Genomic DNA, 15,156 nt, shown 5'->3' with positions numbered 1-15,156 from the left:
GCGAATGGATTTTTAAAATCCCGCAACGAGGAATATCCATGCGCCAACCCGATATCGAGATTTACCTGAAAGACGCCGACGTCGACCACAAGGCCATCGCCGCCTGGCTGGGCGCTGCCCTGGGCGCCTGCTCGGACTGGGTCCAGAAAGGCCAGACCTACAAGTGCACGGCCGGCAACGTTCCCGTCACCTGGCTGCCCAAGGCCGTCGGCAAATGGAACAGCCTGTACCTGGAAAGCGACCAGACCCCCTGGGAAGACGACATCGCCTGCGCCCGCGCCGCCTTTGCCGCACTGAATGTGGAAGTGCGCTGCGCGCCGGGTACGTGGGTCGAGGAAGAAGGAGAGGAAAGCGCCGACACCTGGATTCGCATCAGCGCCGACGGTGAAGAACAGATCACATGGAGAACGGCTTAGGGCGGCAAGCTACACGCCGCAAACACCCACTCCAAAACTTGCAGCTTGCAGCTAGAAGCTTGAAGCTGCCCCATCTCCCCTTCAAGCAGCTCGCCTATGACCCGCTCCCCGTTCCGCCGTCTGGTGTTCGGCACCTTGCGCCGACTGTTGTACCTCTGGGTTCGCTCGGAGACGATCAACCAGTCGTCCCTGACCCTCAACCTCGACCGCAGCCGGCCGGTGTTCTACGTCCTGCAATCGCCCTCCCTCACCGAACTGGCGGTGGTCGATGCCGAGTGCACCAAGGCCGGCCTGCCGCGCCCGGTGCTGCCGGTAGCGGTGGGCCCGCTGATGGAGGCGGCCGCGTTCTTCTACCTCACGCCAGACCCGGACTGGCTGGGTCGCCAGGACAAGCGCGGTGCACCGCCGGCCCTGACGCGCCTGGTCAACACCCTCAGCGAACACGCTGAAGAAAATGCACAAATCATTCCGGTCAGCGTGTTCTGGGGCCAGTCCCCCGAGAGCGAGTCCAGCCCGTGGAAGCTGCTGTTTGCCGACAGCTGGGCCGTCACCGGACGCCTGCGCCGCCTGTTGAGCATCCTGATCCTGGGCCGCAAGACCCGGGTGCAATTCTCCGCGCCGATCAACCTGCGCGAATTGATCGAGCACAATAAAGGCCACGAACGCACCGTGCGCATGGCCCAACGCATCCTGCGCGTGCATTTTCGTAACCTGAAGACGGCGGTGATCGGCCCCGACCTGTCCCACCGACGCAACCTGGTCAAGGGCCTGGTGAATATGCCCTTGGTACGCCAGGCCATCCTGGAGGAGGCCGAACGGGAAAAGATCACCCCGGAAAAAGCCAAGGCCCTGGCCCTGCGCTATGGCAACGAAATTGCCTCGGACTACACCTACACCGCGATCCGTTTCCTCGAAGTGGTGCTGAGCTGGTTCTGGAACAAGATCTACGACGGCATCAAGGTCAACAATATCGAAGGTGTGCAACAGGTCGCCCAGGGCTACGAGGTGATCTACGTGCCTTGCCACCGCAGCCATATCGACTACCTGCTGCTGTCCTACCTGCTGTTCAAGAACGGCCTGACCCCGCCGCACATCGCTGCTGGCATCAACCTGAACATGCCGGTGATCGGCAGCCTGCTGCGCCGTGGCGGTGCGTTTTTCATGCGCCGCACCTTCAAGGGCAATCCGCTGTACACCTCGGTGTTCAACGAATACCTGCACACCCTGTTCACCAAGGGGTTCCCGGTGGAGTACTTCGTCGAAGGCGGGCGTTCGCGCACCGGGCGCATGCTGCAGCCCAAGACCGGCATGCTGGCGATCACACTGCGCAGTTTCCTGCGCTCTTCGCGCATGCCTATCGTGTTCGTGCCGGTGTACATCGGCTATGAACGCGTGCTCGAAGGTCGCACCTACCTTGGCGAACTGCGCGGCGCGAGCAAGAAGAAAGAGTCGATCTTCGATATTTTCAAAGTGGTCGGCGCGCTCAAGCAGCGCTTTGGTCAGGTCGCGGTCAACTTCGGCGAGCCGATCAAACTGGCCGAGTTCCTCGACAGCGAGCAACCGGACTGGCGCTCCCAGGAACTGGCTCCGAACTACAAGCCGCAGTGGCTGCATGAAACCACCCATCGCCTTGGCGAACAGGTGGCGCGCCACTTGAACGAAGCGGCGGCGGTCAACCCGTTGAACCTGGTGGCCCTCGCCTTGCTCTCGACCACGCGCCTGGCCCTGGACGAACAGGCCATGGCCCGCCAGCTCGACCTGTACCTGACGCTGCTGCGCCGTGTGCCCTACTCGCCGCACACCACCGTGCCCGAGGGTGATGGCCTGGCACTGATCAAGCACGTCAAGGACATGGACCTGCTGTCGGAACAAAGCGATGCCCTGGGCAAGATCCTTTACCTGGACGAGCAGAACGCCGTCCTGATGACCTACTACCGCAATAACGTTCTGCACATCTTCGCCCTGCCGGCCCTGCTGGCGAGCTTCTTCCAGAGCAGCTCGCGCATGAGCCGCGAGCAGATGCTGCGCTACACCCACGCGCTTTACCCGTACCTGCAATCAGAGCTGTTTATCCGCTGGTCCCTGGACGACCTCGACGCCGTGGTCGACCAGTGGCTGCAAGCGTTTGTCGAGCAGGGCCTGTTGCGCTTCGAAAACGAGGTGTACCTGCGCCCGGCACCGAGTTCGCGGCATTTCGTGCTGCTGACCTTGTTGTCCAAGAGCATCGCCCAGACCCTGCAACGCTTCTATATGGCGATCTCGCTGCTGCTCAACAGCGGCCAGAGCAGCATCAGCGCCGAAGAGCTGGAAGACCTGTGCACGATCATGGCCCAGCGCCTGTCGATCCTGCATGGCCTCAATGCCCCGGAATTCTTCGACAAGAGTCTTTTCCGACATTTCATCCAGACGCTGCTGGAGCAAGATGTGCTGCGCCGCGACGACGCCGGCAAATTGAGCTATCACGATTTGCTCGGCGAGCTGGCCGAAGGCGCCGCCAAACGCGTATTGCCCGCCGACATTCGCCTGTCGATCCGCCAGGTGGCGCTGCACCGTGTCGATGGCGCGGCCGAAGCGCCGGTGGAACCTGCACAAAGCCGCTAGATTGAATGATCAACCTCTGAATATAAGGAAGCCCTCATGCTCCGTAACACGCTTCGCCTGACTGCCCTGTGTGCCGGCCTGCTGCTCGGTGCCAACGCCATGGCCCTGGACCTTGGCAGCCTGTCCCAGGGCGACGCCAGTGGCGGCCTCAAGGATGCGCTGACCCAGGGCGCACAGATTGCCGTGAAACAACTCGGTACGCCCGGCGGTTTCAGCAACAACCCCGAGGTAAAAATCGGCCTGCCGGGCAAGCTCGGTAAAGTCGCCGACAAGCTCAAAATGTTCGGCATGGGTGAACAGGTCACCCAGCTGGAAACCAGCATGAACAAAGCGGCCGAAACGGCGGTGACCCAAGCTCAGCCGATTCTGGTCAACGCCGTGAAAAACATGAGCGTCACCGACGCCAAGGGCATCCTCAGCGGTGGTCAGGACTCGGCCACGCAGTACCTGAACAAGAGCAGCCGCGAGCAGATCCGCGCCAAATTCCTGCCGATCGTCAAGGCGGCGACCGACAAGGTTGGCGTGGCCCAGCAGTACAACGCCCTGGCCGGCAAGGCGGCCGCTTTCGGCGCGGTGGATGCCAAGAGCGCGAATGTGGAAAGCTACGTGACCGAACAAGCGCTGGACGGTCTGTTCAAGATGATTGCGCAGCAGGAAGAAACTATTCGCAAGAATCCGGCAGCTGCAGCGACGAGCCTGGCCAAAAAAGTGTTTGGTGCACTCTGAGCCGTGCGCTGAAGCCGTAATGACGCATGAAAAAAGCCCTGACAGTGTCAGGGCTTTTTTCATGCTCAACCAAGTGCCTGGCATCCTCGCCAGACCACTTAGTAACTGATGCGGCCTACCGACGAACTGCTGGTGTTCTGCGAGAACGACATCGTCGAATTTTCGTTGCTGTTATTGATGTTGATATTGATATCCAGCTTGTTGTTGCCTTGACCTTTATCCTTGTCATGGCGATGTTCCTGGTCCTGGTTTCGACCGTTCCCCCCTAACATCGCATTCAACAGCGGCATCAACATTGGCACTGGTATTGGCAAGATCATAAACATTCCTTCTCATTGAATTCACATCGGAACCCAAACCGCCGCATTGTTCGTACGACGGCACCTACCGGTCGGGTAATCCCTATGTGGTATCCACAAAAGAATGGTTCCGGGGACTACGTGTTCTTCCTTACCCGGAACCACGCCGCATACAGCGCCGGCAGGAACAACAGCGTCAACGCCGTCGCCACAATCAGCCCGCCCATGATGGCGACGGCCATCGGCCCGAAAAACACACTGCGAGACAGGGGAATCATCGCCAGCACTGCCGCCAGCGCCGTCAGCACAATCGGACGAAAGCGTCGCACCGTGGCTTCGATGATTGCCTGCCAGGGCGCAAGGCCGGCCTTGATGTCCTGTTCGATCTGGTCCACCAGAATCACCGAGTTGCGCATGATCATTCCCGACAGGGCGATGGTGCCGAGCATGGCCACAAAGCCGAACGGCTGGCGGAATACCAGCAGGAACAGCGTCACGCCGATCAGGCCCAACGGTGCGGTCAGAAAAACCATGGCCGTGCGCGAGAAGCTGCGCAGTTGCAGCATCAGCAACGTCAGCACCACCACGATAAACAACGGCACGCCGGCCTTCACCGAGTTCTGTCCACGGGCGGCATCTTCGACGGTGCCGCCCACCTCGAGCAGGTAGCCATCCGGCAACTCGGCGCGCACATCCGCCAGGGTCGGCAGGATCTGCTGCACGAGCGTCGCCGGTTGCTCCTTGCCGTAGATATCGGCGCGCACCGTCACCGTCGGCAGGCGATTGCGGTGCCAGATGATGCCTTCCTCGAAGCCGTATTCAAGGGTAGCGATCTGCGACAACGCCACGCTCTTGCCGTTGTCGGTGGGCACCGCCAGGCTTGGCAGCAGCGACAACTGCGTACGTTCCTGAACGGTGCCGCGCAGCAGGATTTCGATCAACTCGTTGTCCTCCCGGTATTGGCTGACGCTGGCGCCGGTCAACGAACGCTGGAGGAATCGCGACAGGTTGGCGGTGCTTACGCCGAGGGCGCGGGCGCGGTCCTGATCGATATTGAGGTAGACGATCTTGCTCGGTTCTTCCCAGTCCAGGTGCACGTTGACCACATGGGCGTTTTCGCGAACCCTGGCCGCCACTTTGCGCGCCAGGGCGCGCACTTCGTCGATGTGCTCGCCGGTCACCCGAAACTGCACCGGGTAGCCCACGGGCGGGCCGTTCTCCAGGCGCGTGACGCGGGAGCGCAAGTCGGGGAATTGTTCGTTGAGGGTTTCGATCAGCCAGGTGCGCAGGTTTTCGCGCGCCTCGATGGAGCTCGCCAGCACCACCACCTGCGCAAAGCTGGTGGCGGGCAGTTGCTGGTCCAGCGGCAGGTAAAAACGCGGCGAACCGGTGCCCACGTAGGCCACATAGTTATCGATCCCCACATGCTCCTTGAGCAAGCCTTCAAGGCGCTTGACCTGGTCGGCGGTGTTGCTCAGGGACGCGCCTTCGGCCAGTTTCAGATCGACCATCAACTCCAGACGACCCGAGGCCGGGAAGAACTGTTGCGGCACAAAGCGAAACAACACCACCGACCCGACAAACAGCAACAGGGTCAGCACAATCACGGTTTTGCGTCGGCGTACGCACCATTCAACCACACGCCTGACACGTTGATAGAACGCAGTGCCGTAGGGATCAGGCCCACTGGAGCCGTGTTTGGCCGCGTGAATCTTCGCCAGATCCGGCAGGAGTTTTTCCCCCAGGAATGGCACAAACACCACGGCCGCCACCCATGACGCCAGCAGCGCAATGGTCACCACCTGAAAGATCGAGCGGGTGTATTCGCCGGTGCTCGATTGCGCCGTGGCAATCGGCAGGAAGCCTGCCGCGGTGATCAGCGTGCCGGTGAGCATCGGAAAGGCGGTGCTGGTCCAGGCAAAACTGGCGGCCTTGAGGCGGTCGTAGCCCTGCTCCATTTTGATCGCCATCATTTCCACGGCGATGATGGCGTCGTCCACCAGCAAGCCCAGGGCCAGCACCAGGGCGCCGAGGGAGATCTTGTGCAGGCCGATACCGAGGTAATACATGCTGGCGAAGGTCATGGCCAGCACCAGCGGAATCGCCAGGGCCACCACCATGCCGGTGCGTACCCCCAGGGAGAAGAAACTCACCAGCAACACAATGGCCAGTGCTTCAGCGAGCACCTGAACGAATTCGCCGACACTGGTTTTCACCGCCGCCGGCTGATCCGATACCTTGCGCAGTTCCATGCCGGCCGGAAGATTCTTTTGCAGACGTGCGAATTCGCCTTCGAGGGCCTTGCCCAGCACCAGAATGTCGCCACCCTCGCGCATCGCCACGGCCAGCCCGATGGCATCGGCGCCCATGAAGCGCATGCGCGGTGACGGCGGATCGCTGAAGCCACGCTGAATCTCGGCCACATCGCTGATACGCAGGGTTCGCTCGCCCACGCGAATCGGGAAGTTGCGAATCTGCTCCACGCTTTTGAAATTACCCGACACGCGCAATTGCACGCGCTCGGTCGGGGTCTCGAAGAAGCCGGCGGTAGAGACCGCATTCTGCTCCTGCAACGCCTGCTGCACCGCCGCGAGGGGCAGGCCGAGGGTGGCAAGCTTGAGGTTGGACAGTTGAATCCAGATTTTCTCGTCCTGCAGGCCGAGCAACTCGACCTTGCCCACATCCGCTACCCGCTGCAGCTGGATCTGAATACGGTCGGCGTAATCCTTGAGCACGGCGTAGTCGAAGCCGTCACCGGTCAAGGCGTAGATATTGCCGAAGGTGGTGCCGAATTCATCATTGAAAAACGGACCCTGAATATCCGGCGGCAAGGTTTGGCGAATGTCGCTGATTTTCTTGCGCACCTGGTACCACAACTCGGGGATCTGCGCCGAGTGCATGGCGTCGCGGGCAATGAAGGTGACCTGGGATTCACCTGGCCGGGAGAACGACACGATGCGCTCGTAATCGCCGGTCTCCATGAGTTTTTTCTCGATGCGCTCGGTGACCTGGCGCGAGACTTCCTCGGCCGTGGCGCCTGGCCAGTTGGTTTTGATCACCATGGCCTTGAACGTAAACGGCGGGTCTTCGCTTTGCCCCAGCTTGGTGTAGGACAACGTACCGACTACCGCCAGCAGGATCATCAGGAACAACACGATCTGGCGATTACGCAACGCCCATTCGGAAAGATTGAAACCCATGGGGACTACTCCTTGGCCGCCAGATTCACCACGCGATTGGCGCGATCCACCGCGCGCACCTGCTGGCCGTCGTGGAGCACATGCACGCCGGCGGCAATCACCCAATCCGTGGGGTCAAGGCCTTCCAGCACCGGCACGCTGTGCTCACCGAAGGCACCGATACGCACCGGGACACGTTCCAGGGTGCTGTCCGGTCGCACGCGCCACACGTAGGACGCGCCATTCTCCGCACTGAGGGCAGACAGCGGTACAGACAGCGGAATCACCCCATCGGCCTGTATGAATACGCGTGCGCTCTGCCCCAGTACCGCAGGGACCTTGCCGCCCGTGAACGCAACGCGCGCGGCAAAGGTGCGTGATTTGGGATCGGCCGCCGGCGACAGCTCGCGAATATGCCCGGTAAAGCGCTGATCCGGCTGGTTCCACAGCTCCACCGACACCGGCTGACCGATTTTGAAACGGGCAAAGCCCTGCTCCGGCAGGCTGATCGCCACTTCCCGCTCGCCATCGGTGGCCAGGGTGAACACGGTCTGCCCGGCGGACACCACCTGGCCGACTTCCACTGCACGCCGGGCCACCACGCCGTCCTGCGGCGCGCGCAGCACGGCGTAGCCGGCCTGGTTGCCGGCCACGGTGAATTCCGCCTTGATCTGTCTGAGCCGTGCTTCACCCGCCCGGTAGAGGTTTTCGGCATTGTCGTACTGCGAGCGGCTGACCATCTGCCGGTCCATCAGCGTCTTGTAGCGATCCCGCTCGGCGCGCACCAGGTTCAGGTTGGCCTCGGCGGCGGCCACCTGGGCGCGCAAGGCGTCCAGCTGCAGGCGCACATCCTGCGGATCAAGCTCGGCCAGTGGCTGATTGGCCCGGACCCGCTCCCCCTCCTCCACCAGGCGCTTGCTGACTTTGCCGCCGATGCGAAAGGCCAGGTCCGGCTCGTAGCGGGCACGTACCTCACCGGTGTAGCTGTCCGTCGCCTGCGCCGAAGGCTGCGGTTGCACCACCATGGCCGGGCGCACGCTGGTTTGGACCGCTTCTTCGTGGCCACAGGCGGCCAACAGGAAGACCAGACTGACAGGCAACGCAAGGGGCAGGAAAGTGCTGCGCATGCTGAAGGACCTTTCGCAAATGGAGCTAGGAATAATTATACTGACCGGTATGTTATTAATACCAAACTCACCAGTCCAGTATTAAAGGTAAAATGTCCTACAATCGTGGAAACACCAGCAGCCCTGGGCGTCCCAAGGACATGGCAAAACGCCAGGCAATCCTCGAAGCAGCGAAGGTGCTGTTTTTGAGTAATGGTTACGCCAGCACCAGCATGGATGCGGTGGCCCTTGAGGCCGGTGTGTCGAAACTCACCGTGTACAGTCACTTCACCGACAAGGAGACCCTGTTCACTGCCGCTGTTGCCGCCACCTGCGAGGAACAGTTGCCGGTGATGTACTTCGAGCTGCCAACAGGCGTCCCCGTGGAAACAGTGCTGCTGAACATCGCGCGGCGCTTTCATCGGTTGATCAACAGTGAAGAGTCAGTGAACCTGCATCGCCTGATGATGACCACGGGCAATCAGGACGTGAAACTCTCGCAAATCTTCTTCGAGGCGGGCCCCATGCGCATGCTGCAAGGCATGGAGCGCCTGCTGGGCAAGATCGACCAGAGCGGCGCATTGAGCATCGACAAACCGTTTACGGCGGCCGAACACTTCTTCTGCCTGCTCAAGGGCACGGCGAACTTTCGCCTGCTGTATGGCTGCGGCGGGCAGCTGAGTGAGCAGGCCGCCGAGGCCCATGTGCAGGATGTGGTGGGGTTGTTTATGCGGGCTTATCGCACAGAGGTCCGTGTTCCTAAGGCTTGAGCGCTTTTTTAGGATAAATGTCATACCGGCTGGACTTGCCATCCAGCGCATGGCTGGGCTTGGGCCCGTCAATGCAGGGTGCCTTGCGTGGGCGCTTGACCACCACGCGGTGGCTGGCCAGGGCCAGGGCGGCCGCGAGCAGGGCGGGGGCGTCCGGGTCATCGCCCACCAGGGGCCGGAACAGGCGCATTTCTTTCTTCACCAGCGCTGTTTTCTCACGGTGCGGGAACATCGGGTCGAGGTAGATGACCTGGGGCGGCTCGCCTTGCCAGTTGAGCATCAGGTCGATGGCGTTGCCTTTGAGCAGGTGCATGCGCGCGACAATCGGCGCCACCTCAAAATCATCAGCCCCACGCGCAAGGCCGTCTTCGAGCAAGGCGCCGATCAGCGGCTGGCGCTCGATCAGGCACATCTCGCAACCCAGGCTTGCCAGCACGAAAGCGTCCTTGCCCAGGCCTGCGGTGGCATCGAGTACCCGTGGCCGTACGCCTTGAGCAACCCCCACTGCCTTGGCGATCATCTGCCCACTGCCGCCGCCGTATAGCCGTCGGTGCGCGGCGCCGCCTTCAACAAAGTCAACGCGCACCGGCCCCGGCGCGTCAGGCCCAAGCTGTTGCAGTTGCAGGCCATGCTCGCCCACTTGCAGGGAAAAATCCGCCGCTTCGAGTTGCACCGGCAAGCCGAGCAGCGCCGCCCAATGCTCGGCGCGATCCTTGAATCCGTCGGCCATGGCTTCGACCCGAATGCGGCTGGCCGCTGGTTGTTCGCTCATCAATCGCTACGCTCAAAAATATTAAGGATCGGCCAATAACGGCCGATAAAACCAACAGTCAGGTATTTTGCCAGAGCTGAGCGTCGACCGAGAAAAATGTCAGACATTCTCCCCCTAACCATCGGTGTACTGCCGACCCATAACCACTACGGCCTGCGCAATACTCAAGCGCTGGCCGGGGTGAGTCATGTGTGGCAGGACTTCTTCGCCCGCGCGCTGGCCGAGCAGTTGGGCGGGACAGCGGATGCGCAAGCGGCTCAGGCTCCAGCCGTGGCGGACCCGGCGATCGAGCCCAGCGCCGGCGCCGACCTGCTGTCGCAGATCCTCACCCAGCGCGAATGCAACGTCACTGACACCCCGATCGCCCCGCCTGAACCCCTGTTCTTGCCGATTGCCGAATTCGAGACCGACCTGCTGCCACCGGCTGCGACACCGTTCCCCGAGGAAGAACGGGTCGCTCAACAGCGCCAGCAGAACTTCGAAAGCGGCTGGGTGCGCCCTCTGGTGCTGACCGCCGGCCAGCAGCCGCCCGCGCCAGGCCCGGCGCCGCAACCACGCCCGCTGCACCTGCCGATTGCCGAATTCGAACTGGACCTGCTGCCGGCGCCTGCCGAGCCGTATCCAAGCGAAGCGCTGGTGGCGCAGCAAAAGGCTCTGGACTTCGACGCTTACTGGGCGCGCCCGCTGGTGGCGCACAACCTGCGCCTGGCTGCTTAACGGCACACCCACCCACGCCCCATGTCCAGATGGAAATGATTGCGGTGCGCCGCGTTGTAGTCCGGGCTCAACACCACGTTGAAATCATCACAGGCGCTGTCGCGCACCTGGCGCAGAAATCGCGCACTGTCGCCCTCCCCCGGCCAATCCTTGAGCACACTGATGCGGCGCCCGTCCGCCAGGCGAAAGCCTGCGATATCCAATGCATTGGCCGACGCATGCTGGCTGAGCCGCCCGTCGGCGCGGTTATAGACATTACGGCAGGCAAAGCTGCCCAGGTGATCGACACGCGCCACCGCCTGGCCAAACACCGCCTGGGCCGCCGGTTGCAGGCTGTGGCGCTCGAACAGGGCAAACGCCACCGCCAGCGGGCAACTGGCGAGAAAGCTGCTGCTCAAGGTCACTTGCGCGCCTTGCACGCGCAGCACATCGCGCAACGGGCAAGCGGCATCGGCCGACGAATCGGCCTGATGGCTGACGCGCAAGCCCGACGTCTGCAGCACCTGGTCGCACAGGGCCGGGTCATCCTGTAAGCGTCCCAGTTTGAAACGCGTCAACAGGTTAGGCGTGGCACGCACATCCAGCGGCGCCCAGGGGTTCCATTGATTCGGCACGGGCAGCCAGCCGCGCCAGACGCCCAGTGCGAGGGCGCCCGCGAGCAATAGCAGCGAGCCGGTGACGTTAAGGCCGCGCACCGCTTATGCCTTGAAGAATTGGCTGGCCTGGCTGTAGGGCATCGAACGTTCGGTAAAGGTAAAAGTACCCAACCCGTACACCTCCTGCGCCGCCCGATAAAACTCGCCATACGCCGCCAGCGCCATGGCCGAGCCCACGCTGATGCGCTTGACGCCCATGTCGCTCAACTGCGCCACACTGAGTTTGAGGGCACCGGACATCAACACGTTCACAGGTTTGGGTGCGACGGCCTTGACCACCGCCATGACCTCTTCGGCATTGCGCAGGCCCGGCGCGTAGAGCACGTCGGCACCGACCTCGGCGTAGGCCTGCAACCGCCGCAGGGTGTCAGGCAAATCCAGGCGACCGTGCAGGAGATTTTCCGCGCGAGCCGTCAGCATGAACGGGAACGGCAGGCTGCGCGCTGCAGCCACTGCGGCTTCCACACGCTCGACCGACAGGTCGAAGGCGTAGATCGGGTCAGCAGCAATCCCCGTGGCGTCTTCGATGGAGCCCCCGACCATGCCCACTGCGGCGGCACGCAGAATGGTCCGGGCGCAGCCTTCAGGGGTGTCGCTGAAGCCGTTTTCCAGGTCGGCCGCCACCGGCAAGGCCGTGGCCTTTGCAATCATGCCGGCGTTGACCAGAGTGTCCTCCAGGGACAACGCCCCTTCGGCATCCGGACGCCCCAGGCTGAAGGCATAACCGGCGCTGGTGGTGGCCAGGGCTTCAAAGCCGAGATGGGCAAGCATGATGGCGGAACCCGCGTCCCACGGATTGGGCATCACGAATGCGCGATCACGGGTGTGCAGGGCCTGGAAGGTTTCGGCGCGAAGGGTTTGGGCATCCATGACTGACTCCTGGCGGGAAAGGGAGCCCTAGAGTAACCCCAGTTGCTCCGCGGCGGGCTCGCGGTGCAAGGTCGGTAGCGCCAGCAGGCCGGGCAGACGCGCCATCAGTTTGGCGTGAAACCGCAAAGCCAGTTGCGCCGCGAGACGGTTGTCGGAGGTGTGCAGGAACACGTAAGGGGTACGGCCCTCTTCAATCCAGCCGGCGACTTTTTCCACCCAGGGTGTCAGGAAAGGATCGTTGGCCTCCAGTTCCGGATGGCCAATAAAACGCACCTGGGGCCATTGCGTCAGCGCTGCCGGGCGCGGCGGCACCTTGGGCTTTTTCGATTGGGCGTGCAGCACCGCAGGCGTTGTGGAGGTACAACTGAACAGCGCGCGCGGATCGAGGCAGATGCGCTCCACGCCACGGTCGCGCAACAGGCGGTTGAGACTGCGCTCGGCCTCGCCCTTGGCGAAAAACGCCTGATGACGCACCTCAACCGCCAACGGGCGTTCCACTCCATCGATAAACCCGGCCAGCTCGCTCAGGCGTTGCGGCGAAAAGGCTGCGGGCAATTGCAGCCACAGCGGCGACACACGTTCGCCCAGCGGGCTCATCAAACCGACAAAACTTTGCGCCGCAGGCAATTGTTCGCGCAGGTCGCCGCCGTGGCTGATGTCACCGGGAAACTTGGCAGTGAAGCGAAAATCATCAGGCATGATCTCGGCCCAGCGCTGCACCGTGGCGGCCGAGGGTCGAGCATAAAAGGTAGTGTTGCCTTCAACAGCATTGAAGACCTGTGAATACAGCGCCAGGTAATCGCTGGAACGCGCATCGACCGGATACAGGTACTCGCGCCAGGCGTTTTCACTCCAGGACGGACAACCGATGTAGTAAGGCAGCCGCATCAAATGTGAACGTCGAGGCCCAGCACTTCCATGTCCCATTCGACAAAACCGGCGGTGGTCAGGTAACTGGCCAGGGCGGTGGCGACGCTTTTGCTCATGGAGCGAGGGAAGACCATGTCTTGCTGACGGGCCGGCAGGCCGCTGATGCGCGCACCTGCGCCGCTTTGCGCATTGGCGTGGGATTCGGCGTGGACTTCAATGAAGTCGGGCGAATCCTCGACGGCATCGTCCACCCGAACGTTCGCCTTACGCGGCTTGCGCTTGATGGGGTAGGACTGTGAGGAAAAGCCGTCTATACGCATGGATGCGAGCTCGCTATCAATGATGGCACTTTACTGGCGCTTTCCGTGGCGCGCAAATGCTCTGGTGATAACTAGAACACATATTTTGAAAAATGTTTCAAAGCAGGGTCAGATTCTGACGATTGGCGCAGAATTTAGAGTCCAGGCCATCTTCAACAGAGTCCTGTGGCGAGCGGGCTTGCCCCGCGTTGGGGTGCGAAGGCCCCCAATCCAGCAAACCGCGGTGTACCTGATACGACTCAGCGCCTGGTTGTGGGGCTGCTGCGCAGCCCAAGGCAGGACAAGCCTGCTCGCCACAGGGAATCTGCGCTTAACTGAACGGCATTAGGGCAAGCGCGCTTGCCACAGGAGCCTGATCGTTTGCGTTTGAATGAATCAGAGGCCGCGCTCGGCCTTGGTCTGAGCGACCTTATCGCGCAGGTAAACCGGGGCGGCCTGATCGGCGGGGATCGCCTCGCCACGCTCGAACGCGAAGCGTGCCAGGGTCAGCAGGTCTTCGGCATGGGGCAACATCGTGGCGTCCTGGCCAGCAAGCGGCACATCAATGCGCTCGCCATATCCCCAACCGGTGCCAGCGCCGAACCAGTCACCGCTGGCATCATCAGGCAACCCCGAGGACTCGGGCGGCTGTACGGCTTCCACACCCACCAGGCGCATTTCACCCGCCGCCTCGCGGTAGCAGCCCCAATACACTTCATCCATGCGCGCATCAATCGCTGCCGCTACCTGCGTTGCACCGTGCTCTCGCAGCGCCCGCTGGGCCAGCACGGCGAGGTTGGACACCGGCAACACCGGGCGATCCAGCGCAAACGCCAGGCCCTGCACCACGCCGATGGCGATACGCACGCCGGTAAAGGCGCCGGGGCCGCGACCGAAGGCGATGGCATCGACGGCAGACAAGGCGATGCCGGCGTCTTCAAGCAGTTGCTTGATCATCGGCAGCAGCTTTTGCGCATGCAGGCGCGGGATCACCTCGTAGTGGCTGGTTACCTTGCCATCGTGCAGCAAGGCAACGGAGCAAGCTTCGGTCGCGGTGTCCAGGGCCAGCAGGGTGCTCATCGGTGTGGGTGTCCAGGTTGGAAAAAAGTGCGCCAGTATAAACAACAACGGCCCGCAAGCGGGCCGTTGTAAACAATCGAGGCGCGATCAGCTCAGTGCCTGCAGCACCTTGGCTGTGATCGCTTCCACAGAGCCCACGCCAGGGATGTGGCTGTATTTCGGCTTGCCGTGTGCGGCGGACAGCTTCTGGTAGAAGTCCACCAGCGGCTTGGTCTGGGAATGGTAGACCGACAGGCGATGACGCACGGTTTCTTCCGTGTCGTCCTTGCGCTGCACCAGGTCTTCACCGGTGATGTCGTCCTTGCCTGCCACTTTTGGCGGGTTGTAGACGATGTGGTACACGCGGCCCGAGCCTTCGTGAACGCGACGACCGGCAATGCGCTGGACGATTTCTTCATCTTCAACGGCGATTTCGACCACGGCATCCAGCTCGACGCCGGCCTTCACCAGGGCTTCAGCCTGGGGAATGGTGCGAGGGAAACCGTCGAACAGGAAACCGTTCTTGCAATCGTCCTGGCTGATGCGTTCCTTGACCAGGTTGATGATCAGGTCATCGGAGACCAGGCCGCCGCTGTCCATCACACTCTTGGCGATCAGGCCCAGTTCGGTGCCAGCCTTGACGGCAGCGCGCAGCATGTCGCCGGTGGAGATTTGTGGAATGCCGAATTTTTCAGTGATGAACTTTGCCTGAGTACCTTTACCGGCCCCGGGAGCTCCCAGCAGAATGACGCGCATCGATGTGCTCCTCAATTTTTTATAGAGATGACGCTCGGATTCGCCACGTGGGGCCAATCT

Annotated in this window: 15 protein-coding genes; 5 read left to right on the top strand and 10 right to left on the bottom strand. The window is 62.1% G+C overall.

The genetic code is table 11. From position 1 onward, the window contains the following. The first annotated feature begins 38 nt into the window (after nt 1-38). The 3 genes from H045_RS03065 (at nt 39) to H045_RS03055 (ending at nt 3,743) form a co-directional block, all read left to right on the top strand. Entirely contained in the window at nt 39-416 is a 378-nt protein-coding gene (locus H045_RS03065; protein WP_003231265.1) for a hypothetical protein, read from the top strand. A 96-nt stretch (nt 417-512) separates the two neighbouring features. Next, entirely contained in the window at nt 513-3,017 is a 2,505-nt protein-coding gene (gene plsB / locus H045_RS03060; protein ID WP_015371399.1) for a glycerol-3-phosphate 1-O-acyltransferase PlsB, read from the top strand. Between the two features lie 36 nt (nt 3,018-3,053). Next, nucleotides 3,054-3,743 carry a DUF4197 domain-containing protein gene (locus tag H045_RS03055; RefSeq protein WP_003231268.1) on the top strand — a complete coding sequence of 230 codons (690 nt, stop codon included), beginning with the start codon at nt 3,054-3,056 and terminating at the stop codon, nt 3,741-3,743. 98 nt (nt 3,744-3,841) lie between these two features. On the opposite strand, the gene H045_RS03050 is transcribed toward H045_RS03055, so the two are convergent. The 3 genes from H045_RS03050 to H045_RS03040 form a co-directional block, all read right to left on the bottom strand. Beyond that, nucleotides 3,842-4,063 (bottom strand): hypothetical protein, encoded by a 222-nt coding sequence (locus tag H045_RS03050; RefSeq protein WP_122458180.1) that lies wholly within the window; start codon nt 4,061-4,063, stop codon nt 3,842-3,844. 116 nt (nt 4,064-4,179) lie between these two features. After that, nucleotides 4,180-7,242: an efflux RND transporter permease subunit gene (locus H045_RS03045; protein ID WP_015371397.1), complete on the bottom strand. Its 3,063-nt coding sequence runs from the start codon at nt 7,240-7,242 to the stop codon at nt 4,180-4,182. Between the two features lie 5 nt (nt 7,243-7,247). Further along, nucleotides 7,248-8,348 (bottom strand): efflux RND transporter periplasmic adaptor subunit, encoded by a 1,101-nt coding sequence (locus tag H045_RS03040; protein WP_015371396.1) that lies wholly within the window; start codon nt 8,346-8,348, stop codon nt 7,248-7,250. 92 nt (nt 8,349-8,440) lie between these two features. Between H045_RS03040 and H045_RS03035 the strand changes: the two genes are divergently transcribed. Beyond that, on the top strand, nt 8,441-9,097 hold the full coding sequence (locus H045_RS03035) for a TetR/AcrR family transcriptional regulator (RefSeq protein ID WP_015371395.1): 657 nt from the start codon (nt 8,441-8,443) through the stop codon (nt 9,095-9,097). Here the strand turns inward: H045_RS03035 and H045_RS03030 are convergent. Then, nucleotides 9,087-9,869 (bottom strand): class I SAM-dependent methyltransferase, encoded by a 783-nt coding sequence (locus H045_RS03030; protein ID WP_015371394.1) that lies wholly within the window; start codon nt 9,867-9,869, stop codon nt 9,087-9,089. The genes H045_RS03035 and H045_RS03030 overlap by 11 nt on opposite strands. A 96-nt stretch (nt 9,870-9,965) precedes the next feature. On the opposite strand from H045_RS03030, the gene H045_RS03025 reads away from it, so the two are divergent. Continuing rightward, on the top strand, nt 9,966-10,586 hold the full coding sequence (locus H045_RS03025) for a hypothetical protein (RefSeq protein ID WP_041931428.1): 621 nt from the start codon (nt 9,966-9,968) through the stop codon (nt 10,584-10,586). Here the strand turns inward: H045_RS03025 and H045_RS03020 are convergent. The 6 genes from H045_RS03020 to adk all read right to left on the bottom strand — a co-directional run bounded on the left by H045_RS03020 (nt 10,583) and on the right by adk (nt 15,096). Next, a complete protein-coding gene (locus H045_RS03020) occupies nt 10,583-11,281 on the bottom strand; it encodes an extensin-like domain-containing protein (RefSeq protein WP_015371393.1) in 699 nt (232 codons plus the stop codon). The two genes, H045_RS03025 and H045_RS03020, sit on opposite strands and share 4 nt — an antisense overlap. Nucleotides 11,282-11,284: 3 nt before the next feature. Further along, nucleotides 11,285-12,112, bottom strand: a complete 828-nt coding sequence (locus H045_RS03015) for an isocitrate lyase/PEP mutase family protein (RefSeq protein ID WP_003231285.1) — start codon at nt 12,110-12,112, stop codon at nt 11,285-11,287. A gap of 27 nt (nt 12,113-12,139) precedes the next feature. Continuing rightward, nucleotides 12,140-13,000, bottom strand: a complete 861-nt coding sequence (locus H045_RS03010) for a DUF72 domain-containing protein (protein WP_015371392.1) — start codon at nt 12,998-13,000, stop codon at nt 12,140-12,142. After that, nucleotides 13,000-13,302, bottom strand: coding sequence for a hypothetical protein (locus H045_RS03005; protein WP_032869905.1), 303 nt, complete (start codon nt 13,300-13,302; stop codon nt 13,000-13,002). The genes H045_RS03010 and H045_RS03005 overlap by 1 nt, the downstream gene beginning before the upstream one ends. Before the next feature lie 375 nt (nt 13,303-13,677). Beyond that, nucleotides 13,678-14,361 (bottom strand): tRNA (adenosine(37)-N6)-threonylcarbamoyltransferase complex dimerization subunit type 1 TsaB, encoded by a 684-nt coding sequence (tsaB, locus tag H045_RS03000; RefSeq protein WP_015371391.1) that lies wholly within the window; start codon nt 14,359-14,361, stop codon nt 13,678-13,680. Nucleotides 14,362-14,448: 87 nt separating this feature from the next. Beyond that, complete coding sequence (gene adk, locus H045_RS02995; protein WP_003231293.1) at nt 14,449-15,096, bottom strand: adenylate kinase; 648 nt, start codon at nt 15,094-15,096, stop codon at nt 14,449-14,451. Nucleotides 15,097-15,156: the final 60 nt, after the last annotated feature.

This window comes from Pseudomonas poae RE*1-1-14 (assembly GCF_000336465.1).
Taxonomy (GTDB): domain Bacteria; phylum Pseudomonadota; class Gammaproteobacteria; order Pseudomonadales; family Pseudomonadaceae; genus Aquipseudomonas; species Aquipseudomonas poae.
The sequence above is the reverse complement of the archived record's forward strand: the minus strand, read 5'-3'. Positions and strand labels throughout refer to the sequence as shown.

Coding starts and splice junctions, on each gene's coding strand:
- adk (WP_003231293.1), bottom strand. CDS start 15,096: ATGCGCGTCATTCTGCTGGGAGCTCCCGGGGCCGGTAAAGGTACTCAG.
- H045_RS03040 (WP_015371396.1), bottom strand. CDS start 8,348: ATGCGCAGCACTTTCCTGCCCCTTGCGTTGCCTGTCAGTCTGGTCTTC.
- plsB (WP_015371399.1), top strand. CDS start 513: ATGACCCGCTCCCCGTTCCGCCGTCTGGTGTTCGGCACCTTGCGCCGA.
- H045_RS03025 (WP_041931428.1), top strand. CDS start 9,966: ATGTCAGACATTCTCCCCCTAACCATCGGTGTACTGCCGACCCATAAC.
- H045_RS03065 (WP_003231265.1), top strand. CDS start 39: ATGCGCCAACCCGATATCGAGATTTACCTGAAAGACGCCGACGTCGAC.
- H045_RS03010 (WP_015371392.1), bottom strand. CDS start 13,000: ATGCGGCTGCCTTACTACATCGGTTGTCCGTCCTGGAGTGAAAACGCC.
- H045_RS03050 (WP_122458180.1), bottom strand. CDS start 4,063: ATGATCTTGCCAATACCAGTGCCAATGTTGATGCCGCTGTTGAATGCG.
- tsaB (WP_015371391.1), bottom strand. CDS start 14,361: ATGAGCACCCTGCTGGCCCTGGACACCGCGACCGAAGCTTGCTCCGTT.
- H045_RS03045 (WP_015371397.1), bottom strand. CDS start 7,242: ATGGGTTTCAATCTTTCCGAATGGGCGTTGCGTAATCGCCAGATCGTG.
- H045_RS03005 (WP_032869905.1), bottom strand. CDS start 13,302: ATGCGTATAGACGGCTTTTCCTCACAGTCCTACCCCATCAAGCGCAAG.
- H045_RS03030 (WP_015371394.1), bottom strand. CDS start 9,869: ATGAGCGAACAACCAGCGGCCAGCCGCATTCGGGTCGAAGCCATGGCC.
- H045_RS03055 (WP_003231268.1), top strand. CDS start 3,054: ATGCTCCGTAACACGCTTCGCCTGACTGCCCTGTGTGCCGGCCTGCTG.
- H045_RS03035 (WP_015371395.1), top strand. CDS start 8,441: ATGTCCTACAATCGTGGAAACACCAGCAGCCCTGGGCGTCCCAAGGAC.
- H045_RS03015 (WP_003231285.1), bottom strand. CDS start 12,112: ATGGATGCCCAAACCCTTCGCGCCGAAACCTTCCAGGCCCTGCACACC.